A 24,116-nucleotide genomic window follows, 5' to 3' on the forward strand; every position below is an offset into this window, starting at 1 on the left:
CTCTGGCCCAACCGTTGTCCAGAAACCTAATATTACTCTTTATTGTTTGAACATACAAATCCATGGTTGATTTGACGTTCATATAGTTGCCTGTTGCCGCTCTTTCAAATGCAGGGCGCAGACCTTCCGGAAGTGGTGGCCGTAGATGGCGAGCGTCACGGCCAGTGGCAGCGCCTGCTGGCGGTTGACAGCCGTCCAGGCGAGCATTCGCCAGTAGTGGACGCGCTCCCGCCCGATGACGCCGAGCACGACCGTCGAGCGCAGGAAGGCCATGAACTGGCTCATCCGGAAGCGCCCTTTCAGTTGATGAGGCCGGTACTCCTGCAGCAAGGTGCGGATTCGCTGATAGTAAAATTTGGGCGCGTAGAGCTGGTTCATCATCTCCCGGTACCCTTTGCGCAAAAGTTCGGCATCCATCACCGGCACGATGTTGGTGTTGCTGTCCGCATTGTCGCCGCTCGAATGGGGCAGCAGCCGTCCCTCGCCCTTCAGCCGTTCGTAGAGCTTCGTGCCGGGCAGGGCCTGCAAAATGCCGACCATCGCGGTCACGATGCCGCTGTTCTGGATGAACTCGATCTGTTTCTGAAAAATCGACGGTGTGTCGCTGTCAAATCCCACGATGAATCCGCCTTGCACTTCGATGCCCGCATGCTGGATTCTGCGGATGTTTTCGAGCATGTCGCGCGAGGTGTTGTGCTGCTTTCCGCAGGCCTGCAAGGCCGTGGCTTCCGGCGTTTCGATGCCAATGAACACCTGGTTGAAACCGGCCATCACCATCAACGTCATCAACTCGTCATCATCGGCCAGATTGATCGAACACTCCGTGTAGAACTTGTTCGTTACGCCATTGGCCTTCCTCCAGGCGATCAGCGCTGGCAGAAGCTCCTTTTTCAGGTACGCGCGGTGGGCAATGAAGTTGTCGTCCACGAAAAAGATGCTGTCTTGCCAGCCGCGCTTTCGCAGCCCCTCCAGCTCGGCGATGATCTGCGCACTCGATTTGGTGCGGATTTTGTGACCGAACAACGCGGTGACGTTGCAGAAGTCGCAGCGGTACGGGCAGCCGCGCGAGAACTGGATGGCCATCGAGGCGTACTGTTTCATGTCGAGCAGCTCCCAGTCCGGCACGGGCGTCAGGCCGAGATCGGGGAACTCTTCTGCGGTATAGTGTCGTTTGAGGAGGTCGTTTTCGAGGTCGGCGATGAAGCGCGGAAGAGTGATCTCCGCCTCGTTCAGCACGAAGTGATCGACCTCCGGGAACTCTGCGTAACCGGTCGTGAAAAGCGGCCCGCCCGCCACCACCGGCACTCCGGCGGTTTTGCAGCGCGCGATCACCTCGCGAGCCGACTCCTGCTGTACGGCCATGGCGCTGACGAACGCGATGTCGGCCCAGGCGAGATCATCGCCGTGGAGCGGCCGGACGTTGAGGTCAACCAGACGGCGCTGCCACGCGGACGGAAGCATGGAGGCCACGGTAATCAGACCGAGCGGTGGAAGGGCGGCCTTTTTTTTGACGAACTTGAGGGCGTGCTTGAAACTCCAGAAGGTGTCCGGAAACTCGGGATAGAGAAGTAAAATGTTCATCGGGTCATAGCCTCCGGCAATGGTCGCTCGTGTCGTAGGAATGGAATGCAAAAAAGACGGGCATCTGTCTTTTTATAACAGGGCTTTGAAATTCAAAGTTTCGGGCATGATTTGTTCCGGCCCAACGCCTGCGGCCGGAGCCCTTGCCTTGCTCATTCCTGCCGCTCAGTAGCGGTCGAGCGAGAACTTTTCGCCGAGATAGACCTTGCGGGCTTCAGTATTTTCGGCGATCTCCTTGGGTGTGCCGTGCATGAAGATGCTGCCGTCGAAGAGCAGGTAAGCGTGGTCGGTGATCGAGAGCGTTTCGTGCACGTTGTGGTCGGTGATGAGCACGCCGATGTTGCGCTTCACCAGCCCTTCGACGATCTGCTGAATGTCCTCGACGGCGATGGGATCGACGCCCGCGAAAGGCTCGTCGAGCAAAATGAAGCGCGGATCGAGCGCGAGGGCGCGGGCGATCTCCGTGCGGCGGCGCTCGCCGCCCGACAGCGAATAGCCCATGCTCTTGCGGATGTGGGCGATGCTGAGGTCTTCGAGCATCTTGTCGGTTTTTTCCCGCCGCTCGGCTTTGGAGAGCGAGGTGAATTCGAGTACGCCGAGGATGTTCTCCTCGACGGTCAGCTTGCGGAACACCGACGCCTCCTGCGGCAGGTAGCCGATCCCTTTGCGCGCCCGTTTGTACATCGGCAGATTGGTAATCTCTTCCTGGTCGAGCAGTACCTGCCCCGCGTCGGGCTTCACCAGCCCCACGATCATGTAAAACGTGGTGGTTTTGCCCGCGCCGTTCGGGCCGAGCAGCCCCACGATTTCGCCTTGCTTGACTTCAAGCGTCGAGCTTTTGACCACCTCGCGCTTGTTGTAAACTTTTTTCAGATTTGAACAGCTCAGTATCGATTCCATGGTATCCACATCATGATTTTATTTGCCTGACCATCCTTTCCGAAGCTTTTTTCAGGGGCGCCCGGCTCGCCAAATATAACGATCATCTTGCTCATTTTGATCTGGCAAGCTTGCCGAGCCATCGTCGAGGTCTGTCGGAGAACAGGCAAGCTGTTTTCGTTGCTGTTGCCTACGGGTTTGCCAGAAGCTTTATTCTGCTGACATGGACATAGCCGACTTTGCCCTGCGCGGTTTTGACCTGACACCAGTTCTCGCTCTGATGAAAGGTGCAGAAGCGTTCGTTTTTGTTGATTTTCTGCGACAATCTGGCTGGCGGAGGACTTCATGCTACGGACATAGGTGAAGCCGTCGGGATCGTCGATAACAGCGGGAAGATTGAATGCGTGGAGCGTTTGCGGTAATTGAGGCTGAATGGTAAGTCTGTCATCAGCGATCCTCAAGGGCGGTATCGCTGGCCTTACGGTGCTTTGTGACGGTTCAGCCGGTTGACTGGCTGGCGGCGTGGAGTCTGCCGACGGGTCGGGGTTGACAGGCGGCAGGTCGGGCTTGTTGTTGAGCGTTACCAGAAGCGTGGCGACGGCGGTGATGACAGCGGCACGGGCAGTGATGTCAAAAAATGTTTGTTGTCCTCTGCCATGATAAGGTTATTTCTGATTGATTGACAGCCGGGTCAAGGGGTGATAAAGATTTTCTCTTTCTCTTAGTATCACTCTTTTCCGGTTTTATCGAAAACTCAAAGCAGCGCGAGTCGCCGTCGATTTGTCCATCAATTTGCGTGGCGCACTTTCAAGTCGGGCCAAAAAGCGGTAATGTGAAATTTGAGTTTTTATCGTCGAAAATTTCAACTTTTAGTCTCATGAGAAAGGTCATACCGTACCGGGGGATGCACCCGGAGATTCACGAGTCCGTTTTTCTGGCCGAAGGCTGCTATGTCATCGGCGACGTCAAGATTGGCGCGCATTCGAGCGTCTGGTTCAACACGGTGATCCGCGGCGATGTGTGCCCGATCACCATCGGCGAAAAGACCAGCGTGCAGGACAATGCGACGCTACACGTGACGCATGACACCGGCCCCTTGAAGATTGGCAGCAACGTCACCATCGGCCATGCGGCCACGCTGCACGCCTGCACGGTCGAAGATAACGTGCTGATCGGCATGAGCGCCACGCTGCTCGACCACTGCGTTGTCGAACCCTGGTCGATCGTGGCCGCCGGTTCGCTCGTCAGGCAGGGCTTCCGTTTGCCGACGGGAATGCTCGTCGCCGGAGTTCCCGCCAAAGTGATGCGCCCGATTACCGAGGAGGAGCGCCGGAATATCGCCGAGTCGCCGGAAAATTACGTTCGCTACGTGCAGCATTACCGCGAGGACGGCTACGAAGGACGGTGACACCAAATCAGATCGGTCGGATCGCCGCATTCGGGAGTGCGTTGTAAAGCCTGTTACGTTTTTCTGCAATCATTTCACTACATTGCAAATCATTTTTTCAATCGAACTCTCACCAGCTTTCTCATGGCGCAAAAAGAGGTAGTCATCATCGGCGGCGGCATCAGCGGACTCAGCATGGCATTCTACTGTTCGCAGGCCGGCATGAAAACCACGCTGATCGAAAAGGAGACGGCCGTCGGCGGTTCGTTCTCCTCTCCGCAGTTTTCGAGCAACGGCGACAAATTCTGGCTGGAGATGGGCGCGCACACCTGCTACAGCTCCTACCAGAACCTGCTCGGCATCGTCGAGGCTTGCGGCATCATGGATACGCTCATCCCCCGCGCCAAGGCGCCCTTCACGCTGCTCAAGAACGGCAAGGTGTCGTCGATCATGTCCGGCCTCAATATTTTCGAGCTGCTCCGCTCGGCACCGAACCTCTTTTCCCTCAAGAAGGAGAATATGTCGGTGCGCTCCTACTACTCTAAAATTGTAGGCGAGAACAACTACCGCAACACGGTGAGCCACTTCTTCAATGCGGTGCCGTCGCAGCCGACTGATGATTTTCCGGCGGACATGATGTTCAAGAGCCGCGAGAAGCGCAAGGATGTGCTCAAGAACTACACCTTCAAGACGGGTTTGCAGGGCGTTGCCCGCGCCATCGCCGCACAGAAGGGGATCGACGTTCGCGCCGGTTCGCCCGCGCAGTCGGTGGCGCACGCCGGCGGCAGGTATGTCGTCAAAACCGCCGACGGCCAAGAGTTTTCCGGTGACGCGCTCGTCATCGCGCTGCCCTCGGTCCCGGCGGCGCGGCTGGTGCACGACATCAACCCGGGGCTTGCCGACCACTTCACCAAACTCAGGTATGCCGATGTCGATTCGGTCGGCGTGGTGGTCAAGAAGAAGAATGTTTCGCTCAAGCCGGTGGCGGCGATCATTTCGCCGAACGACACCTTCTTTTCGATGGTGTCGCGCGACACCGTGCCGGACGACAACTTCCGGGGTTTCGCCTTCCACTTCCGCCCCGGCCTCGACGACAACGCCAAGTTCAAGCGCATCATGGAGGTGCTCGGCATCAGTCGCTCCAAGATCGAACACGCGGTTGACAAAAAGAACGTGGTTCCTTCGCTTCGCCTCGGCCACAAGGAGTGGGCCGACAAAACCGATCAGTTGCTCGGCAACGTGCGCAACCTCTACATGACCGGCAACTACTACGGCGGCATGGCCATCGAGGACTGCGTCAGTCGTTCACGCGAAGAGTTCGACCGTATGCAGGTTTCGCGTTGAGCAGTTGCTTCCATCCCTTTTTGAGCGCCTCGGAGACCTCCCCCTTCGGGGCGTTCCTGTTTGCACACGTTCGGGTTCATCGCTACTTTTTCGTGAAACGGACTGAGTGCCCGGAACCCATCAACGGACGACGATGAATGCACAGACCCTGATCGAATCGTGGATCATGCCGGTGGCCGCCGCTACGCTGGCGGTGCTGCTCTACCTCTTTGGCAACGCCCTGCTCAAGCGTACGCTCGACCGCATCCGGCAGACTATCGCCGGAAGCGCTCCGACGCTCGGCCTGCTCGTCATGCCGGTCAGGGTGCTCTTCGTGCTGATCGCCCTCGCTGGTATCGTCTATTATGTGCGGATGCCGGGCGAGATCAAGGAGCTTCTGACGCACATGCTCTCCATCGGCTCGATCGCAGGCGTTTCGTGGTTCGCGCTCAGGATTTTCGCCGCCATCGAAGCGGTGATCCAGCAGCGATACCGTGACGCCGGGAAAAGCAGCATCGAGGCGCGGCGCATCACCACCAACGTAAGCCTTCTCCGGAAAATCGTCAACGTGCTGGTGATCATCGTGGCCATCGCCAGCGTACTCATGACCTTCCAGACCGTGCGGCAGATCGGCCTGAGCATTCTCGCCTCGGCGGGGCTGGCCGGCATCGTCATCGGTTTCGCCGCCCAGCGCAGCCTCCAGACGCTCATCGCGGGTATCCAGATCGCCATCACCCAGCCGGTGCGCCTCGGCGATGTCGTCGTGGTTGAAAACGAAAATGGCCGCGTCGAAGAGATCACCCTCACCTACGTCGTCGTGCGGCTCTGGGATCAGCGGCGCATCATTGTGCCGATCACCTGGTTCATCGACAAGCCGTTCGAGAACTGGACGCGCACCTCCGCCGAACTGACCGGCGCGGTTACGCTCCGCGTCAGCTACGCGGTGCCGGTCGAAGCCGTGCGCCGGGAGTTCGAGCGGATCGCCGCCAAGAGTCCGCTCTGGGATCGGCGGGTCGCGCGGCTCGAAGTCACCGACGCCGCGGACGCCACGATGGAGCTTCGTGCGCTGGTCAGCGCCTCGAACTCCGCCGACCTCTGGGCGCTGCGCTGCCACGTCCGCGAACAACTGATCTCCTTCATCCATTCTCCGCAAACTCTCGAAGACGACGACAACAACGCCGTCGAACTGCCGGTGGAGTGACGGGGGAGGGGCTTCTATCCTCTTTTCATCTTGCCCGCCGATAACGCTCGGCACTGAACGTTTCGACACAAATCGGTGTACTTTCAAGTGGTGTCGCGGCAGATCGATACGGCGAGTCATGCCGGAACTTTTCGGCCCGGCTCTGGCAAAAAGTGTTATCTTGCGGCTTAAATTTTTTTCATACGGGCAGTCGCTGGCTTTCGGTTCCGGTAAGAGTTGATAGTCTTTATGGCGGACGGCCCGATTTTAACTGATTGAAGGAGAAAGAGTTATGGCACAGGCAAAGAAAGGCGACAAGGTTCTGGTTCACTATACCGGCACCTACGATGACGGCACGGTTTTCGACAGCTCCGTCGATCGCGGCCCGTTGGAGGTCACCATCGGCGTCGGCATGGTGATTCCCGGTTTCGACCGCGCGCTGGTCGATATGGAACCGGGCCAGAAAAAGACGGTCAACATTCCCGTGGACGAGGCGTATGGCCCGAGAGCCGAAGAGCTTATCGCCGAAATCAAGCGCGACCAGGTTCCGGCTGACATTCCGCTCGAAATTGGCCAGCAGCTCCAGCTCAGCCTCGCCGACGGCGGCGAAGCGATCGTGCTGATCATCGATTTGACCGACACCACCGTCACGCTCGACGCCAACCATCCAATGGCCGGTCTCGACCTCAACTTCGAACTCGAACTCGTCGAGATTCTCTGATATCCGCTAACCTCCGGCCAGCCTGTCCGTTTCAGCAAGCTGGCCGGAGCGATGCCTCCCCGCTGTTCACAACTTTTTCCTGTTTTCTTGTTCGTTTGTTATTCCTGAGATCGCACGGATCATGCGGCTCACAAGAAATAAAACCCATTTTCACAGGATGCCACCCCTCACCCTCTGCATCACCGGAAGCACTGACGGCATCGGCCTTGCGGCGGCGAAGCGGTTCGCGGCGGCGGGGCATCGGGTGATTGTGCATGGGCGGAGTGCTTCGCGAATCAAGGCTGCGTCGGCGGAGATTGCGCGGGTGACGGGCGCGGAGCCGTTGGGTTTCGTCGAGGCGGACTTTACCGATCTCGATGCGGTCTGTTCGATGGGGCGGGAGCTGGTCGAGCGTTTCCCCGATCTCGCTCTGCTCGTCAACAACGCGGCGGTCTATATGCCGACGCGCACGCTCACGCCGGAGGGGTACGAGACCACCTTTTGCGTTAACTACCTCGCGCCGGAGCTGCTGACCGGCGTCGTCAAGCCGCTGCTCATTGCCAACGGCGGATCGGTGCTGAATGTGAGCTCGGTCGATCACCACAGCGCCGTGTTCGATTCCGCCAACATGCAGGGCGAGCGCGGCTATTCGGGCTATGACGCCTATGCGCGGAGCAAGCTCTTCAATATCATGTTCACCAGCGATTCGGCAAGTGATGTGCGGTCGAACTCGCTCGATCCGGGCGTGATCGCCACCAAGCTGCTGCACGCCGGATGGTCGCTCGCCGGTGACGACGTGTCGGTCGGCGGGGAGGAGGTGTTCGAGACAGTCATGGAGATCACGCGAAATGGCTGGAACGGCGAGTATTTCGAGAACCTCCGCCCGGCTCGCTGCTCACCGATTGCCCTTGATCCTGCCGCCCGGCGGGAACTTGCCGCGCTGACCGGCGAGATGCTGCGGCGCTTCATATTCTGAGAAGAAAGATGTACTTTTACAAAGTATAATCGTTCAAACCCCTGATGTTCTTTGCGCGCCCCTCTACCGGCAAACCCGGTATGCGCAAAGGAACGAACTTATCATACAACACCATGAAAAAGCTGAGACCGAGTGGCGGTTATCGGAGTGCCGCCAGTTTTCAGACGGTGACTCTGATTTACGATGCCACCTGCCTGTTTTGCGAGAAGTTCGTCGATTCCCGGTCGCGGACGCTCGACCAGATGACGCAGGCGGCGCGTTCAGGGCGGCTGAATATCGCGGAAGCCAGCCGCGCTTCGGCGACCTCTTCGCAGACGGAAATGCGGCTGGTCAACGTCGCTCGTTCGAGCCTCGAAGCGCTGCTGCTCGACTTCGAGGACTACCTGCGCCATCGGCGTTTGGCGCAATGGACGCTTTCGAGCGCTGAATTGCAAGCTGTTCGCGAAGTGCCGAAGCGGTTCCGGCAAGAACGGCACGATCAGGCTGATCTGACCGATCTTTCAGATTCGGAGCGCTGGGCGCTGTATGCTCCGTGGCTGGAGCATGAGCGTGCCGAGGTGCGGGCCAACGCGATCATCTGCCTGATCCATCAGACGAGCTACCTGCTCGACCGGCAGATTGCCGCGCTGGAGGAGTCGTCTGCCGAGGCGGGTGGCCACAGCGAGCAGCCTGCCGCCGCCCGCCCGGACTCGCGGGAGCGCCAGAGCAAGGAGCCTCATCGTCAGCCGACGCCATCCGGGGCGACGCCCTCATGCCCGAAATGCGGCAAGCCGATGACGTTGCGCACAGCCAAAGCTGGCCGGAATGCGGGAAAGCCCTTCTGGGGCTGCACCGGCTACCCCGACTGCAAAGAGGTGGTGCGAGTGTGAGAGAGCGGTCGGATCGGTTGATGGACTGTTGCCGAAAAATGAGTATCATTCGATCAGAACGGCGGTTAAAATCTGGAGCGACCCATGAAATACAGTGACTTGATCAAGCCCATTAGTAACGTCAATACCTACGTTTCGGAGATTTAGCATGGGGAAAAAATTGACATTCCTTGACCTGTTCGCTGGTGCTGGTGGTTTATCTGAAGGTTTTATAAAGGCTGGCTTTGAGCCTGTTGCGCATGTTGAATCGGATACGGCAGCTTGTTATACCTTGCGTACCCGAATGTCTTACCACTGGTTAGCCTCATGTGGAAAGCCTGAATTTTATGTTAAATACCTCAAAGGAGACTTAAGTCGCACGGACTTTTATGCTGAAGTTTCTGAAAAAGTGCTGGGATCAGTGATTAATGAAGAAATCGGCACAGCAACTCTGCCAAAGATATTCCATTTGATAGATGAGTTGCTTGACGGACGACAGCTTGACTTAATTATCGGAGGGCCTCCTTGTCAGGCATATTCTCTTGTCGGAAGGTCTCGTGATAAAAACAAGATGATAGGGGATAAGAGAAATTATCTTTATGTCTATTATGCAGAGTTTTTGAAGCGGTATCGCCCAAAATACTTTGTGTTTGAAAATGTCATGGGACTTCTTTCCGCAAAGGATAAGGATGGGAATCCATATTTAGCGGCAATGATAGACCTCTTTCGCAAAAATGGCTATGAGACTGAGTATGAAATCTTATCATCAGAAGAATATGGCGTTTTGCAGAGCAGAAAAAGAGTGATTATTGTTGGGAAAAGGGGGAAAGATACAGGATTTTATCCTGTCCCTGATAAATGGAATCCAGAAGTGAACGTTCAGGAGATATTCTGTGACCTTCCCGCATTAAAAGCAGGAGAAGGTGTATCTGGCCCTGTTCAGGTTAATCCCTATAACGGTAAATGGCAGGTAACAGCAGATATAAGAAATGAGAATATTCCGGTTACTTTGCATCAAGCAAGACCTAATAATGAACAAGACCTTGAGATCTACAGAATTGCTGTTGAACTCTGGAATAGTAAGAAGGCTCGTCTGAATTATAACGCTTTACCATCCAGATTGAAGACACATAAAAACAGAGAGTCGTTCAAGGATAGGTTTAAAGTCGTCGCCTCTGATTTGGCATACTCGCATACGGTTGTTGCTCATATTGCTAAAGACGGCCACTATTACATTCATCCAGACATTAATCAGAATCGTTCGATTACGCCCAGAGAAGCTGCCCGGTTGCAGACATTTCCCGATGATTATTATTTTGAAAGCATCAGCGGTGTGCCTGCCCGTACATACGCTTTTCGTCAGATCGGTAACGCAGTACCAGTACTGCTTGCCCGGAAAATCGCTGATAAAATGAAGGAGGTCTGGTAGTGAGCTTAAGTGGAAGCTATAAAATACGTCCAGCCGGTCGCCATATTCTCACCATAGGCCGCGATCTGATTCAGGACTGCTATGCCGCAGTCGTCGAGCTGGTCAAGAATGCCTATGACGCTGATTCATCAGATGTAAATATTGAATTCAAGGCAAAGCCGGATCGCAGTGGTTATTCTATTGTGATTACAGATCATGGACATGGTATGTCACGCGATACAGTCATCCAAAAATGGATGGTGCCATCCACTCCTGATAAACTGGATCGTCGGGCAAGTCCTGCCGGAAGGGTTATGCAGGGGCGCAAAGGGGTGGGACGCTATGCCGCATCTATTCTCGGTACGGACCTGCTTCTGGAAACGATTACTCCTGAAGGTGAGAAAACTACACTTTTTGTAGAGTGGAGTGCGTTTGAGGCAGCTACGTATCTTGATGATGTAGAGATTCTTATTGAAACTGATGTAGTCTCTGAGCCATCAGGAACTCGGCTGAGCATAAGCGGCAACCAAGAGCTTCTCGAAGAATGGACTCAGCGGCAGTTCGAGAAACTTCGTTTCGAACTAAAAAAACTGATTTCTCCCGTAAGCGCTGCTATCAGTGAGGTTTTGAATGACGACAAGTTCAACATTAACCTTGAGGTCAGTGGATTTCCTGACGTTCATAACATTACAGAAAGCATAGAGCCTTACCCAATCTTCGATTTGTTTGATTATCGGATTGCTGGCAGAATTGCAGCTGATGGGACTGGTACTCTGAAATATTCACTACAGAAAGCTCGGAATACAGCAGAAGAAGCCATTTTGTTCGACGACGGAAAATCGACAGGCTGTGGTGAAATGGTTTTTGATATACGAGTGTATGATCGCGATGCGGATTCCATTTCATCACTGATTGGTCGCGGTCTCAAAGATGAAACGGGCAATTATGTCGGAAAGCATCAGGCTCGACAGCTTCTGAATGAATATAATGGCATTGGCGTTTACCGTAATGGCTTTAGAATTCGTCCTTTGGGGGATGCCGCTTTTGATTGGGTTGAATTAAATAAGAGAAGAGTTCAGAACCCCTCTAAGTTTATTGGCAGCGATCAGGCAATTGGGTATGTCGTGGTTCAATCCGATGAAGAGTCTGGGTTGATAGAGAAAAGTGCCAGAGATGGGCTTAAAGAAAACGCTGCTTATGATTCGCTGAAGAAAATCACAACTCTTATAATTAGTAAGCTTGAAGAAAGAAGGTTTTCTTATCGCCTTCAAGCTGGTCTCGGCAGATCTGCAAAAAATATAGATTCGAAGATTGAGAGATTGTTTTCACCTGATGAGTTAAAAAAAACAGTTCGTTCAACGCTCTTAAAATTTGGTGTTGGCCATGAGGTTGTAGCTGATGTAATCGAAATTATCAGCAAGGATGCTGATGAGAAAAATAAAGTTGCTGATGAGATTCGTCAAGCTGTTGCTATATATCAAGGACAAGCGACTCTTGGGAAAATTATCAATGTTATTCTGCATGAAGGTAGACGTCCGTTGAATTACTTCCAGAACCAGATACCCAATCTGCGTTATTGGTTTGACTCATTCCTGAAAACAAGGGATGTTCAAAAGCTTGAGCAGTTTATGCCTATTGCTGAGGGAGTAGGGGAGAATGCGGAGTTTTTTGTAAAGCTATTCAGTCGACTTGACCCTCTTGCGGCTGGAAAACGTACCGCCAAAAAACCGTTGGAATTGAAAAAAGTTATTTGGAAGTGTTTTTCGGTTTTTAACGAAGAGATGAGGGTTCATGATGTGGTTGCAAAAGTCGAAGGTGCCGACAATATTGTGTTTTCATCTTGGCCACAGGATATCTATGCGATCTTCACAAATCTCATTGACAATAGTATTTTTTGGATGCGGGAGAAGGATTGCGCAGAGAAGGAGATTATTATTAATGTGGTAGCGGATGGTGATTCCCTGAGTTACATTGATTATCGTGATACAGGACCGGGCATTGAACCGTATTTAATTGCCAGTGAAGTGATCTTTGAGCCTTCATTTTCAACCAAGCCATCTGGAACTGGTCTGGGTTTAGCTATTGCCGGAGAAGCAGCAAATAGAAATGGTCTCGAACTCAAAGCCTTTGAGTCTGAGTTGGGTGTATGGTTCAGGCTTCAACCAATAACAGACACTGAATAACATGGAAAATCTTAAAATTTTGCTCGTCGAGGACGCAGAGGATCAACAGAAAATATTTGCAGCTTCTGTTGGTGTATTTAATGATAAAAATAAAGATATTTGCGTTGTAGAATATGAAGTGGCGAACGATTTATCTGAAGCTTTGAGAAAGATGAATGGGTCTTTTGATGGTGTAATTGCCGATCTTAAATTAGGTAATGATGACGATGGCGGAAATACGGTTGTAAGTAAATTTGGAGAAATGTTGGCCCGAATACCAGTAATATTTGTAACAGGTTTTGTTGACCTTGTTGAAGATCACCCATCAGTAATTCATAAACGTGCACGAGGTGATAGCTCGTATGAAGCCGATATATTGAAATTTAAGCAAATCAGCGATACGGGTCTTACTCGGATTATGGGGGGGCGAGGAAAAATTGAAACAGCATTAAGTGATGTTTTTTTAAAAAACCTTCTTCCTCAGATAGAGAAGTGGGTGGTATATGGTGCAAATGATTCTTCAAGAACTGAAAAAGCTTTACTACGTTTTACGCTGAATCACTTACTTCAGCTTTTGGATGATGACGACGAAAAAAGCTTTCCTGAAGAAATGTATTTGTATCCACCCTTGACAGATAAAATCCGTACCGGCAGCATTGTTAAGGAAAAAAGTGGAGAAAAGACATATGTGGTCATGAATCCGGCTTGTGATCTTGTTGTCCGCGTTAACGGAGAATGTAATACAGACAGAATTCTGATAGTGAAAATTGACTCGCAAAAGTTATTGTTCCCAGACCATTCTGCCGCTGGCCTCAGTAAGAGCCAGGAGAATGAACTCAAGAAAGCATACAAAAATAATAAGTCTGCTTATTATCACTGGCTTCCCAGAACTGACTTCTTTGAGGGTGGGTTCCTGAATTTCAGAAAACTATCAACCCTGTCACGTAACGACTTCAATGAAAGGTTCAAGAAACCAGCAGTTCAGATTTCACCCTCTTTTGTTAAGGATATGGTGGCGCGTTTCTCGGCATATTATGCTCGTCAAGGTCAACCTGAAATCGATTTTGAACATTTTATTGATCCTCAAGCAGTAAAAACGGGAAATCAGTAGTAATGGATGTCCATTCGCCCGAGCAGCGCAGCTTCAACATGTCGAGAATCCGGGGAAAAGATACTCAGCCTGAAATAATGGTGCGAAGATGGCTTTGGGCAAATGGTTATCGGTATCGGCTCTACAGGAAAGACCTGCCAGGCAAACCAGATATAGTTTTATCGAAATACCGTGCGGCCATTTTCGTTCACGGATGTTACTGGCATCGGCATGGATGCAGAATGACAACCACTCCTGAGTCCCGCAAAGATTTCTGGATTACCAAATTTAACGACACCATAAAAAGGGATAAAAGCAATGTTAGAGCGCTTTTAGAAAAATCCTGGCGGGTCATGGTGATCTGGGAATGCTCCCTTCACGGGAAAGATGCTGATTTTGACTTGGTGGCTAAGCAAATAAAAGATTTCCTGCATTCCGATGTCCGCTATTTTGCTTCAGGATCACACGTTATTGATTAGTGACTCACTTTTCCCCACACATCTCGACATCATACAGCTTCGCGAGTTCAAAAAGGCATATCCGCGTGTCTTGAACTGCTTCCCGCCGCTCCCCGGCCTCAATGCACCGAGCACGAAATGCAGGGATCATAAGACCTTACCAGCATTTCGCAAAGCTTCTCCACCTCTTTCTCGCCTTTGCCTTGCGCCAGCGCCTGCTCTGCGAGGGCGTGGAGGTCGTGGTGGATGTTGGCGTTGTTTTGCGTGGTCGGGATGATGCAGTCGGCTTTGACCACCTTGCCCTCGTCGCTTGTCTCCATGTAGTGATAGAGCACACCTCGCGGCGCTTCGACGGCTCCGGTAGCGGCTCCGGCTTTTGGTTCGTATCCAATGCGGAAGTCGTTCAGGTCGTCATCAAGCAATTGGTCGATGATCGCTTCGGCGCTGGCGACGATGTGGTGGCATTCGACGAGCTGGGCGATGTTGTTCATGAAGGGGTTGTGGCAGACCGGCTGGAGGCCGAACGCGGCGGCGGCTTCCTTGGCTCGCGGATGGAGCTGGTCGTAGTTGTTGTTGAACCGCGCCAGCGCTCCGGCGGCGGAGGATTCGCGGCTGACTTTCGTGAACTTCGAGGTCGAGAAATCCACTGTGTATTCGTTCGTCATCAGCAGATAGTCGTTCTCGTCGCGCACGACGCCGTCGGTCGAGACGAGGTTGCCGCCGATGAAGGGGTAGCTCTCGCCGTCGCGCAGGGAGATGAATTCAGTTTCGCGCACGAAGTCGGGGATCGTCAAGGTCATGAAGAACTCCGTCGCGCGGTCGAGCATCGGACGGCGGTCGGCGATCATCTGCCTGATTTCGGCGAGGCGCTGCTTCGACGGCGTTTTGCTGACGCCGCCAAGCACGAGGCTGACCGGATGCGTGGCGCGTCCGCAGGTAGCGATGCTCAGTTCATTGCCAAGCTCCTTGAGCATGAGTCCGGCCTCGACCACCTCGGGATGCGACTGCAAGAGTGGCACGACGCTCGGCGTACCCATGAAGTCCGGCGCGGCGAGGAAAAAGAGGTGCAGCGCGTGGCTTTGCAGCGTCTCGCCGTGCATGGCGAGCAGCCGGATGATCCTCGCCGTTTCGGGCGGCGTGATCTGCATGGCGCGTTCGAGCGAGCGGATGCTGGCGAGCGTGTGGCTGATGGAGCAGATGCCGCAGATGCGCGAGGTGAGGAACGGCGTCCGTTCGGCGCTCATCCCCTTGACCATCATTTCAAAGAAGCGCGGTGTCTCGACCACCGCCCACTTCGCTTCGGCAAGCTTGCCGTCCCTGACCGAAATGCGAATATCGCCGTGGCCTTCGACCCTCGGCAGATGGTGAATATCGATGTTGAAGTCAACCTTCATGGCTCAGGTAATCTTCGAAACCGTTGTAGAATGCGAGCTTTTCCCTCATCTCCTCCAGGCTGAGTCCCTTGTCTCGAACCAGCTCCGTGAACGAAGCGTAGTTGATGCCGTCCGCCGGGCCGCGGCAGCCGAGGCACGGGGTCTTGCCGGATGGGCAGACCGCGTCGCAGCCCGCGCGCGAGATCGGCCCGAGGCACACCTCGCCGAGATCGAACAGGCAGGTGTTGAGCCGCTGCTTGCACTCGACGCACACAGGGTACTTCGGCAGCGTCACCAGCGAGCGGGTGACAAGCCCGACCACGACCTCTTCGACCTCCTTCTTGGATACCGGGCAGCCGGGAATCGAGTAATCGACGGTGACGAAGTCGCTGATCTTCGCGGCGGGCATCGTCTCGACCAGCTTGTCCTTGTAGACGGTGCGGATGGTCTCCTCCTGCGGGAATTTGTTCTTGAGCACGTTCACGCCGCCGAAGCAGGCGCAGGCTCCGAAAGCGACCAGCACTTTGGCCTTTTCGCGGATGCTTTTCAGCCGCTTGATTTCGTCGCTGCGGGTGATGCTCCCCTCGACGAGGGCGATGTCGTAGTCGTCGAGCCGTTCGGAGGAGATTTCACGGAAGTTGCGGATGTCGAGCAGCGCGAGGAAATCGGGGAGATTCGACTCCCGGTTCGCGAGCTGCAACTGGCATCCCTCGCAGCAGGTGAAGTCGAACGATGCGATCTTTATCTTCTCCAGTTCGAAACCGAGATGGTTCATGGTGATCTCCTTGCCTTAAATGGCTTCCTTGAGGTTCATGACCGACCAGTAATCGAACACAGGCCCGTCGAGACAGGTGAAGGTCGAGCCGACCATGCAGCGGCAGCATTTGCCCATGCCGCAGTGCATCCGGCGCTCCAGCGACACGAACATCCTGTTCATCGGGATGCCGAGCCGGTCGAGGTGGCTGCACACGAACTTGAACATGACCGGCGGGCCGCAGACGATGGCGAAGGTGTTGTCCGGGTCGATGGGAAACTCGTCGAACAGCGCGGTGATCATGCCGCTCCGCCCTTTCCATGAGTCATCCGGGTGCTCGACGATGGTCATCAGATTCACGTTGCTGACCTTTCGCCACTCTTCGAACTGGTAGTTGAAAAGCAGTTGCGACGGCTCCTTGGCTCCGTAGAGCATACGGACATCCTTGTACCAGTCGCGATGGTTTCCGATCCAGAAGAGGGGGGCGCGAATCGGCGCGATGCCGAGGCCGCCTGCAACCATGAGGACGTTGTGGCCCCGCATCGCTTCCATCGGGAATGAGGTGCCGAACGGCCCGCGGATGGAGACCATCGCGCCCTGTTTGGCTTCGAACATCGCCGAGGTGACGTGACCGGCTTTGCGGATACAGAGTTCGATGAACTCCTGATTGCTCGATGAACTCGAAATCGAGATCGGGGATTCGCCGTAGCCGGGGACTTCAAGCATCAGAAACTGGCCGGGCCTGAAGGTGAAGAGCACGCGCTCCATCGGATCGACGATGCGCAACAGAAACAGCTTCTCCTGCGAGGTCAGGGGGACGATATTGGTGATTTTGCACTTGTACCCCCGATCGGTGATCATGACCTCGCACTTCTTCTGGAAGTCCGGGATCTTGTCGATGAACGGCTCCCGGTTCAGGCTTTGTCCGGGGATGTTGAAACGCATGTCAGGCATGATTCACGCTCCAGTCTGAGGTCGTTGATGACATCTTTCGGGTTGATGTTGGCAAGGCAGGTGCGCCCGCACCGGTTGCAGCCTACGCAGATCTGCTGGTTGTCGTTGGCCGCGAATCCGCGGTAGTGATGATAGTAGCGGTACTTGAGGCGGTCGCCGCTTCGCGGTCTGAAGTTGTGCCCGCCCGCAACCTGCGCGAAATCGACCAGATTGCAGGAGTAAAGATGGCTCTCTCGCGTCGAGCCTTTGAGGTCGAGATCGAATTGCTCCTCGACGCTGTAACAGTAACAGGTCGGGCAGACCATGGCGCAACTGCCGCAGCTCAGGCATTTCTCGCCCCACTTCTGCCAGATCGGCGAGTCGAATTCGATGTCGAGAAAGACCGGCAACCCCGAAACCTCGATGTTGGTCTCAAAGCTGTGCTTGATGAGCTTGCGGCGCTCGATGAGTCGGCAGTTGTCTTCGTCCGTGGGATCGTCGAGCTGGAACTCCTTGAGGCAGGAGAATGCCTTGGCCGAGTTGATCGACAGGTAGTAGCGATCACCAATATCCGAGCAGAAGAGGCTGAATCCGTGGTTGACCGTATGCCGGTTCATCGATTTGCAGAAGCAGTCCGGTAGCGGGAGATGATCCATGCCGATGATGAAGGTGTTTTTCCGGCGGGCCAGGTAGTAGGGTGACGGATAAGGCCCTTTGAGCATCACCTCGTCGAGGATGTTGATGGCGCTGATGTCGCACGGACGCAGACCGATGAGCACGATGGGCTGCGTTTCGTAATTGACCTGCTGTTTCCAGTCGCTGTCGCTGAAGTTGAAACGGGAGAGTTCTCCGCGAAAGGGCATTAGAAGGTGCTTTGCCGAGGAGGTGGTGACGGTGTAGTCGAAGGCGATATCGTCAGCCGACGAGACCGGCATGAACTGGTAGATCGGATCGCCGTGGCGGTCGGTATCGACCTGGCGCGGCCCGTAGGAGGTGTTCGCCCTGACGAGGGCATCGACGAAGGCCCGGAATTCGGGTTTGGAGATGACTTTGTAGATCATTCGCTGTCTCCGGTTTTGGCATGTCGCCCGTTCGTGACGTTTCGGTCTGAGGCTCGGTTTCGCCACTCTAAATGTACGCAAAACGGAGAAACCGGAAAGGGGAATCGTGTTACTTTTTTACCAGAACGTACACTTTGTCGTTTTTTCTCACCCGGTCGCATCTGACTGAAAACACCTCTCCCTGGGCGATTTTTTCCGCAGGCTGGCCGTCGAGGCGCAGACTGGCGTCCGGCACGGTGACGAGGCCTGTCGCGGGGCCTTGAATCGAGAGTGTCACGCCGCTGTCGATGCCGGGCGTGTGCACGAGAACTTCGGCGACGCCCGCTTTGGGGAAGTATTTGCGCACGACGCCGACGTAGCTTTTCGTTTCGGTCGCCACCGATCCCGACGTTCGCGCCCAGGCGTCCGCCGGTTTGCCGAAGAAGAAGCCTTCGGAGAAGCCGCGATTGTAAACTTTTTTCAGCTTCTCTTCGAGTCCGTCGGCCAGCGAGCGGTACGCCTCGGCGAAATCCTCGTCCTCCCGATGCGCGGCGATGAAATCGATCGCTTTTCGATAGGCTGCGGTGGTGGTGGCGACGTACTCGGGGCTGCGGTTGCGCCCTTCGATTTTGAACGCGCCGATGCCCGCGTCGAAGAGCTGGTCGAGAAAGCCGATGGCGCAGAGGTCTTTCGGACTCATCACGTAGTCCGCGCCGAGTTCCAGCTCGAACCCCTCCTCGACATCGGCGATGCGGTACGAGCGGCGGCACGGCTGTACGCACTCGCCGCGGTTGGCCGAGCGTCCGAACAGCTCCTGCGACAGAAAGCATCTGCCAGAAACCGCCACGCACATCGCGCCGTGCACGAAGCACTCGACCGTGACCGGCAGCTTTTCCTTCTCGATGCGGGCGGCGATCGCCGCCGCCTGGTCGAGCGTCAGTTCGCGGGCGAGCACGATCATCCGTGCGCCGAGCGAGGCGTAGAAGCGAAGCGCCTCGAAGTTGCTCACCGAGGCCTGCGTCGAGAGGTGGATCGGCATCCGGTGGCGGCGGCACGCCTCGACGACCGCCAGATCCCAGCAGATCACGGCGTCGAGTCCGGCGGCTTTGGCGGCGGCAATCGTGCGGTCAACCTCGGCGAGTTCCGAGTCGTAGATCACCGAGTTCAGCGCGAAGTAGGCCTTCGCGCCGTGGCTCCGGCAGAGCCGCGCGATGCCGCCGAACTCGCCCGGCGAGAACCCCTTGCTCGCCGCCCGCATGTTGAACCCTTCGGCCCCGAAATAGAGCGCGTCGGCTCCGGCGACGAGAGCGGCTCGCATCGAAGTCCAGTCGCCAGCGGGCGAAATCAGTTCAGGTTTGGGGCGGTGCATGTCGGGGGCGAAAAGGGAATTATTCGTTACTTTAGTGGTCAAAATATAACATCTGATTTGACGATATGAACCAACGCCTTGCCGCCGGTCTGCTTGCCGGTCTCTCCGTCGCCCTCGTCGCCGCTGAAACTCTCGCCCTGCTCGCGGGTCTGGACGCCCGGATGATGCTTCTGTTCCTTTCGCTCTATGCGGGTCTCGTCGGCTTGCTGTTCGCTTTGCGTACGTTGTCGGGGGGGCGGCGCGAGGTGGTCGAGAGCGTCTCGGAGCGGCGCGCGCGAGCCAGGCGCGACGGGCTGGTGGGCAATTTGCTCGATGACTACGAAATCGACGAGGAGTTTCTTGGTCGTGGAGCGCGTAAATCGGGATTCAAAAAGCCGTCAGCATCCACGGCGTCGGGCGCTCCGAAAGAGACCGTTCCCGATGACGAGGAGCTGAAGTCCGCCATCAGGGCCTATGCCGGAATGGTTGGTGGACTGGCAAATCTGCGCGAAACCATCGAGGCGATGGACGACTCCGCCTTTTCGTCGATGGCCAGCAAAATCGGCATGAGCGGCGTCACCCGCGAGCGAGCGCTGGCCGTGGTGATGGAGCTGATCGCGGTGGAGGGCCCGGCGAAAAGCGGCGATGCGCCCTCGCTGTCGCTCTCCATAGACAAGGAGTCATTTGACGATTATATCAAACGCTGCATGAGCGAAGGCGAAAACAATGCCGGTGAAAAGGAGAACGACGGCTTTTCGGTGGGGCTCGATGCGGGCGATCTTTCGTCGAGGCCGGGCACTCCGCCGACCGAATTTTCCCACGACCCGAAGGCGGTCATGGAGCGCTTCAAACGCTCGACGGAAAAGCGATGAGGAGCGACTCCTTTCCGCCGTTGAGCAAGGCGATGCTGGGGCGGCTCGCGCGGCTGGGGCAGAAGAAGCATCGCGACAGCGAGAGGCTGTTTTTGGCCGAGGGGTTGCGCACGGTTACGGAGCTGCTCCAGAGCCTGCCCGATCCGTCGATGCTGTACGCGCTCGTGCTCGACGAAAAGGCGGCGGGCCAGCTCGATGGGCTGGAGCGTTTCGCCGGAAAGACGTGGCTTGGCGGGCTGGATGAGTTCAGGCGGCTCGCCCAGACCGCGACGCCGCAGGGGGTGTGCGCGGCGTTCCGCAAGCCGGAGGGCGGCGAGTTCCGGTCCGCCTCGGCCCGTTCGTTCGTGGTGGCGCTCGACGACGTGCAGGATCCGGGCAACGTCGGCACCATCATCCGCACGGCGGCCTGGTTCGGCGCGGAGGCGGTCATCTGCGGACGCGGCACAGCCGATCCTTTCAGCGCCAAGGCGGTCAGGTCGAGTGCGGGCAGCATCTTCGCGCTTCGCCTCGACACCACTCCCGACCTCGGCAAAACGCTGCGGCGCTTGCAGGCCGACGGCTTCACGGTGGCGGCCTCGGCGCTCGACGGCAAGGACTATCGCGATTTTCCGGCTTGGCCCGCCCGCCGTGTGCTCGTGATTGGCAACGAAGCCAACGGCATCAGCCCGGAAGTGCTCAACCTCGCCGACCGCCGGTTGCTGATCCCACACGAAGGCAATCGCCCCGCCGTCGAATCCCTCAACGCCTCGGTCTCGGCAGGAATTTTGATGGCCGGAATGGCAATGGATAATGGATAATTGATAATGCAGGGGCGAATCTGCGTGTTCGCCCTGTATTCACCCTGCTTGTCCTTTCAGTCCCTGATTGCAGCGCGAGAAACATTTGCTTTGCCGGGGTTGTTCCGGTAACTGATTCCCTTTTGTGAACCGTCGCAGAGCAGCGGAGCCATGTTCAGGACAATCATACTATCGTTCGCCACTTTTTTCGCCACCATAGGCCCGGTCGATCTGGCGGCGATTTTTGCCGCCCTCACGCCATATCATGCCGCAGGCGAACGGCGATTGCTGGCTTTCAGGGCGGTTTCGATCGCCTCCGGTATTCTCCTCTTTTTCGCTTTCGGCGGCATGACGCTGCTTGGCTGGCTCGGCATTTCGCTGGCCGCGCTCAGGATTTCAGGCGGCATTCTGCTTCTGGTTCTGGCCATTTCGATGGTGTTCGGAAAGGATGGCGGTGATCGGCGTTCATCCGAGAAGGAGACGCTGGAGGCGATGCAGAAGAAAGATATTGCCGTGTTTCCGCTGGCCATGCCGCTCATCGCCGGCCCGGCATCGACCGGCGCGGCCGTGCTCCTGATGGCTGGCGCGAAAGGGCATCCTCTCGAACAGGCCGCCGTCATTGTTGGCATGATGGCCGTGCTTGGCCTGACCCTTCTGCTTTTTATGGCAGCGTCAGGCGTACAGCGGGTGCTGGGCGTGACCGGCCTGCACGTCATCAGCCGCATGGCCGGTCTTCTCCTCGCGGCGCTCGCCGTCCAGTTCATGCTTGATGGGATAAGCGAGAGCGGAGTGCTTTGAAAGAGAATTATGAATTATGAGTTATGAATGATGAATTGAACTCCGCGAGAGCCGAGCGCCCCCTCCATGACTGGCAAAAAGACAAAAAGGACAATAGAGACGGCAAGGACAAAAAGGTCGGATGAGCATGAACCCGCTATCGCAGACCTATCGTTCAATTCATAATTCAGCATTCATCATTCATAATTTCCTTCTCCGTGCTTCGCTCGATCGAACAATTCATCTTCAGGAACCTGACGCCGTTGTCGATCCGGTGGCTTCCGGCTCCGGAGATCGCGCGGGCCTCCGGGCTGGCGGCGGAGGTGTACCGTCAGCTCGACCGGGAGTTCATGAGCGTGCCGCCGATTACCCTGCATCATCTGAATCCGCGGCTCATGGCGGGGGTGTGGAGCGCGTGCCGCGAGTCGCTCGTCGCCGGGCCGGATCGCGCGATGAAGGAGCTGATCGCGGTCGCCGTGTCGCAAGCCAACCGCTGCCCCTACTGCGTGCAGGCGCACACCTCGATGCTGCTCGGCGCGGATGACCGTCCAGCGCTCGATGCGCTCGAGGCTGGCGGGCGCACGAATGACGCGCTTGCGAATTTCGCGGCTTGGGCTTCGGCGACGGGCCGCAAAGCCTCGTTTTCCGCCGGGCGATTGCCCTTCACGAAGCGGCAGGCTCCCGCGTTCATGGCCACGGTGGTGCTGTTTCACTACATCAACCGGATGGTCAACATCTTTCTCGACGAGACAATGATGCCCGTCGTCGGCAAGGTGCCGGTGGTCGGAGATCAGGCGTTTCGGATTTTCAGCCGTGTGACATCGGGGCGAATCGTCCGTATCAGTGCCGAGCCGGGGGTGTTCCTGACCGAAAGTCCGGCCATGAAGTTGCCCGAGGCGTTCGGGTGGGCGGCGGATGATCCGGCGGTGGCGGGCGGTCTGCTGCGCTTCGCGGACGTCGTCCGCACTGCCGCCGATGCGTCGGTTGACGTTGAAGTTCAGGCGCTGGTCAAGCGGCAGGTGTCCGCATGGGAAGGCGAGCCGCCGGGCCTCGGCAAGGGATGGCTCGACGCCGCGGTGAGCGAATTGCCGGAGAGGCTGCGTCCCCAGGCGCGTCTGGCGCTGCTCTCCGCCCTGGCCTCATGGGCGGTTGACAGCGGCGAAATCGAGTTGTGCCGTCGAGCTGGTCTCGATGACCGGGCATTGCTCGACACCGCTGCCTGGGGCGCGTTTCTTGCCGCCGAGCGGATCGCCGGGTGGGTGGGGCGGCAGCCTGTTATTGTGCGAAAGGACAGCAAGGACTTCAGGGACGGAAAGGACGAAAGGGGAAGAAGAGCATGACCCCGCCTACTATCGAAGACTTTTCTTCAATTCATAATTCATAACTCATAATTCATAATTTCTCTCCCCTCACCATCAGCACCGGGTAGTCGATGTTGTCGATCAGTTCGCGGAGGGTCTCGGCGGGGAGGTTCATGCCTTCGCCGATGACGAGGAGGCCGGAGTCGATCATTTTTATAAAGGTGGCGAGTTGTTTGCCTTCGGTGAAGGGGAGGTGGTAGTATTCCACTTCGATGGCTCGCCCGTTCAGCAGCGAATTGGTTTCCTCTTTGCAGCGCTCCACGGCGTCCGGGGCGGGGTCGGTGACGAGCAGGTTGAGCGTACTTTTCGGCCCGGCGATTTCGAGCGCCGTCCGGAGGGCGCGTTTCGAGGCTTCCGAGCCGTCGCAGAGCACCAGCAGCGGACCTTCGGCGGCGGTGACGCCGGGGCGCATCAGCATCACGTTCATCGTGCCTTCGAGCGCGGCGCGGGCGGTCGAGCCGAGGCCCTTGCGGCATGACGGCGAGCGTCCGCTGCGGCCAAGCACGAGCATGTCCGCTTCGGGCGCGGCCAGCATGAGCTGCTCGGGCACCATGCCGCGCAGCACACGGAAGGTGTGGTGGAGCGTTCGCGATTCAGCGCTAAGCCGCAACATTTCGCTTGCCTGTTGCGCCTGGAGCCGGAGCAGGCGTTCGAGCTGCGCGGTATCGAGTTTTCCGGTGGTCGCGCTGTAGAGGCGAATCTCTTCGGCGAAGGGCAGGCCCGCCATGTGCAACAGGTCAATGTCTTCGACGAAGATGCCGATCAGCTCCGCCTTCAGCCGCACGGCCATTTCAGCGGCGGCTTCGAGTGACGCCTTGCTGTGCGGCGAGCAGTCGATGGCGACGGCGATCGAGTGGATGATGCGGTGTGTCATCGTTGAAGTCTCTCCT

Annotated in this window: 23 protein-coding genes; 14 read left to right on the forward strand and 9 right to left on the reverse strand. The window is 56.4% G+C overall.

What is annotated here, in order from left to right; all coding sequences use genetic code 11:
- Positions 1 to 78 precede the first annotated feature (78 nt).
- The 3 genes from FGF66_RS08585 to FGF66_RS08595 all read right to left on the reverse strand — a co-directional run bounded on the left by FGF66_RS08585 (position 79) and on the right by FGF66_RS08595 (position 2,921).
- Positions 79 to 1,581: a B12-binding domain-containing radical SAM protein gene (locus FGF66_RS08585; protein ID WP_139457239.1), complete on the reverse strand. Its 1,503-nt coding sequence runs from the start codon at positions 1,579 to 1,581 to the stop codon at positions 79 to 81.
- Positions 1,582 to 1,746: 165 nt separating this feature from the next.
- Positions 1,747 to 2,481 (reverse strand): LPS export ABC transporter ATP-binding protein, encoded by a 735-nt coding sequence (gene lptB, locus FGF66_RS08590; RefSeq protein WP_170181298.1) that lies wholly within the window; start codon positions 2,479 to 2,481, stop codon positions 1,747 to 1,749.
- Complete coding sequence (locus FGF66_RS08595) at positions 2,466 to 2,921, reverse strand: hypothetical protein (RefSeq protein ID WP_139457241.1); 456 nt, start codon at positions 2,919 to 2,921, stop codon at positions 2,466 to 2,468. The genes lptB and FGF66_RS08595 overlap by 16 nt, the downstream gene beginning before the upstream one ends.
- Positions 2,922 to 3,337: 416 nt before the next feature.
- Here FGF66_RS08595 and FGF66_RS08600 point away from each other — a divergent pair, with 416 nt between their 5' ends.
- From FGF66_RS08600 to FGF66_RS08645, 10 genes are all read left to right on the forward strand, one after another.
- Positions 3,338 to 3,868, forward strand: a complete 531-nt coding sequence (locus tag FGF66_RS08600; RefSeq protein ID WP_170181299.1) for a gamma carbonic anhydrase family protein — start codon at positions 3,338 to 3,340, stop codon at positions 3,866 to 3,868.
- A gap of 123 nt (positions 3,869 to 3,991) precedes the next feature.
- On the forward strand, positions 3,992 to 5,191 hold the full coding sequence (locus tag FGF66_RS08605) for a protoporphyrinogen/coproporphyrinogen oxidase (protein ID WP_139457242.1): 1,200 nt from the start codon (positions 3,992 to 3,994) through the stop codon (positions 5,189 to 5,191).
- A gap of 133 nt (positions 5,192 to 5,324) precedes the next feature.
- Complete coding sequence (locus FGF66_RS08610) at positions 5,325 to 6,371, forward strand: mechanosensitive ion channel family protein (protein ID WP_139457243.1); 1,047 nt, start codon at positions 5,325 to 5,327, stop codon at positions 6,369 to 6,371.
- Between the two features lie 271 nt (positions 6,372 to 6,642).
- Positions 6,643 to 7,071, forward strand: a complete 429-nt coding sequence (locus tag FGF66_RS08615) for an FKBP-type peptidyl-prolyl cis-trans isomerase (RefSeq protein ID WP_139457244.1) — start codon at positions 6,643 to 6,645, stop codon at positions 7,069 to 7,071.
- 157 nt (positions 7,072 to 7,228) lie between these two features.
- On the forward strand, positions 7,229 to 8,026 hold the full coding sequence (locus tag FGF66_RS08620) for an SDR family NAD(P)-dependent oxidoreductase (RefSeq protein WP_139457245.1): 798 nt from the start codon (positions 7,229 to 7,231) through the stop codon (positions 8,024 to 8,026).
- A 113-nt stretch (positions 8,027 to 8,139) separates the two neighbouring features.
- Entirely contained in the window at positions 8,140 to 8,895 is a 756-nt protein-coding gene (locus FGF66_RS08625) for a four helix bundle suffix domain-containing protein (RefSeq protein ID WP_139457246.1), read from the forward strand.
- Positions 8,896 to 9,043: 148 nt separating this feature from the next.
- On the forward strand, positions 9,044 to 10,303 hold the full coding sequence (locus FGF66_RS08630) for a DNA cytosine methyltransferase (RefSeq protein ID WP_139457247.1): 1,260 nt from the start codon (positions 9,044 to 9,046) through the stop codon (positions 10,301 to 10,303).
- Positions 10,303 to 12,465, forward strand: a complete 2,163-nt coding sequence (locus FGF66_RS08635) for a sensor histidine kinase (RefSeq protein WP_139457248.1) — start codon at positions 10,303 to 10,305, stop codon at positions 12,463 to 12,465. Before FGF66_RS08630 ends, FGF66_RS08635 begins: the two co-directional genes overlap by 1 nt.
- Before the next feature lies 1 nt (position 12,466).
- Complete coding sequence (locus FGF66_RS08640; protein WP_139457249.1) at positions 12,467 to 13,555, forward strand: response regulator; 1,089 nt, start codon at positions 12,467 to 12,469, stop codon at positions 13,553 to 13,555.
- Positions 13,556 to 13,557: 2 nt separating this feature from the next.
- Positions 13,558 to 14,013 (forward strand): very short patch repair endonuclease, encoded by a 456-nt coding sequence (locus FGF66_RS08645; protein WP_139457250.1) that lies wholly within the window; start codon positions 13,558 to 13,560, stop codon positions 14,011 to 14,013.
- Positions 14,014 to 14,111: 98 nt separating this feature from the next.
- Here FGF66_RS08645 and FGF66_RS08650 read toward each other — a convergent pair whose 3' ends face one another.
- From FGF66_RS08650 to FGF66_RS08670, 5 genes are all read right to left on the reverse strand, one after another.
- A complete protein-coding gene (locus FGF66_RS08650; protein WP_139457251.1) occupies positions 14,112 to 15,386 on the reverse strand; it encodes a Ni/Fe hydrogenase subunit alpha in 1,275 nt (424 codons plus the stop codon).
- On the reverse strand, positions 15,376 to 16,140 hold the full coding sequence (locus FGF66_RS08655; RefSeq protein WP_139457252.1) for an NADH-quinone oxidoreductase subunit B family protein: 765 nt from the start codon (positions 16,138 to 16,140) through the stop codon (positions 15,376 to 15,378). Before FGF66_RS08655 ends, FGF66_RS08650 begins: the two co-directional genes overlap by 11 nt.
- Before the next feature lie 15 nt (positions 16,141 to 16,155).
- Positions 16,156 to 16,980 carry an FAD/NAD(P)-binding protein gene (locus tag FGF66_RS08660; protein ID WP_139457270.1) on the reverse strand — a complete coding sequence of 275 codons (825 nt, stop codon included), beginning with the start codon at positions 16,978 to 16,980 and terminating at the stop codon, positions 16,156 to 16,158.
- Positions 16,981 to 17,033: 53 nt separating this feature from the next.
- Positions 17,034 to 18,113: a 4Fe-4S dicluster domain-containing protein gene (locus FGF66_RS08665; protein ID WP_139457253.1), complete on the reverse strand. Its 1,080-nt coding sequence runs from the start codon at positions 18,111 to 18,113 to the stop codon at positions 17,034 to 17,036.
- Between the two features lie 109 nt (positions 18,114 to 18,222).
- Positions 18,223 to 19,461 carry a peptidase U32 family protein gene (locus tag FGF66_RS08670; RefSeq protein ID WP_139457271.1) on the reverse strand — a complete coding sequence of 413 codons (1,239 nt, stop codon included), beginning with the start codon at positions 19,459 to 19,461 and terminating at the stop codon, positions 18,223 to 18,225.
- Between the two features lie 65 nt (positions 19,462 to 19,526).
- Here FGF66_RS08670 and FGF66_RS08675 point away from each other — a divergent pair, with 65 nt between their 5' ends.
- From FGF66_RS08675 to FGF66_RS08690, 4 genes are all read left to right on the forward strand, one after another.
- Positions 19,527 to 20,312 carry a hypothetical protein gene (locus tag FGF66_RS08675; protein WP_139457254.1) on the forward strand — a complete coding sequence of 262 codons (786 nt, stop codon included), beginning with the start codon at positions 19,527 to 19,529 and terminating at the stop codon, positions 20,310 to 20,312.
- Entirely contained in the window at positions 20,309 to 21,109 is an 801-nt protein-coding gene (locus tag FGF66_RS08680) for a TrmH family RNA methyltransferase (protein ID WP_139457255.1), read from the forward strand. Before FGF66_RS08675 ends, FGF66_RS08680 begins: the two co-directional genes overlap by 4 nt.
- Positions 21,110 to 21,259: 150 nt before the next feature.
- Positions 21,260 to 21,886, forward strand: a complete 627-nt coding sequence (locus FGF66_RS08685) for a MarC family protein (protein ID WP_139457256.1) — start codon at positions 21,260 to 21,262, stop codon at positions 21,884 to 21,886.
- 197 nt (positions 21,887 to 22,083) lie between these two features.
- Entirely contained in the window at positions 22,084 to 23,205 is a 1,122-nt protein-coding gene (locus tag FGF66_RS08690) for a carboxymuconolactone decarboxylase family protein (RefSeq protein WP_139457257.1), read from the forward strand.
- A gap of 52 nt (positions 23,206 to 23,257) precedes the next feature.
- On the opposite strand, the gene FGF66_RS08695 is transcribed toward FGF66_RS08690, so the two are convergent.
- The gene (locus tag FGF66_RS08695) at positions 23,258 to 24,100 is read right to left on the reverse strand and encodes a universal stress protein (protein WP_139457258.1); all 843 of its coding nucleotides are present in this window, start codon (positions 24,098 to 24,100) and stop codon (positions 23,258 to 23,260) included.
- Positions 24,101 to 24,116: the final 16 nt, after the last annotated feature.

This window comes from Chlorobaculum thiosulfatiphilum (genome assembly GCF_006265165.1).
Lineage (GTDB): Bacteria > Bacteroidota > Chlorobiia > Chlorobiales > Chlorobiaceae > Chlorobaculum > Chlorobaculum thiosulfatiphilum.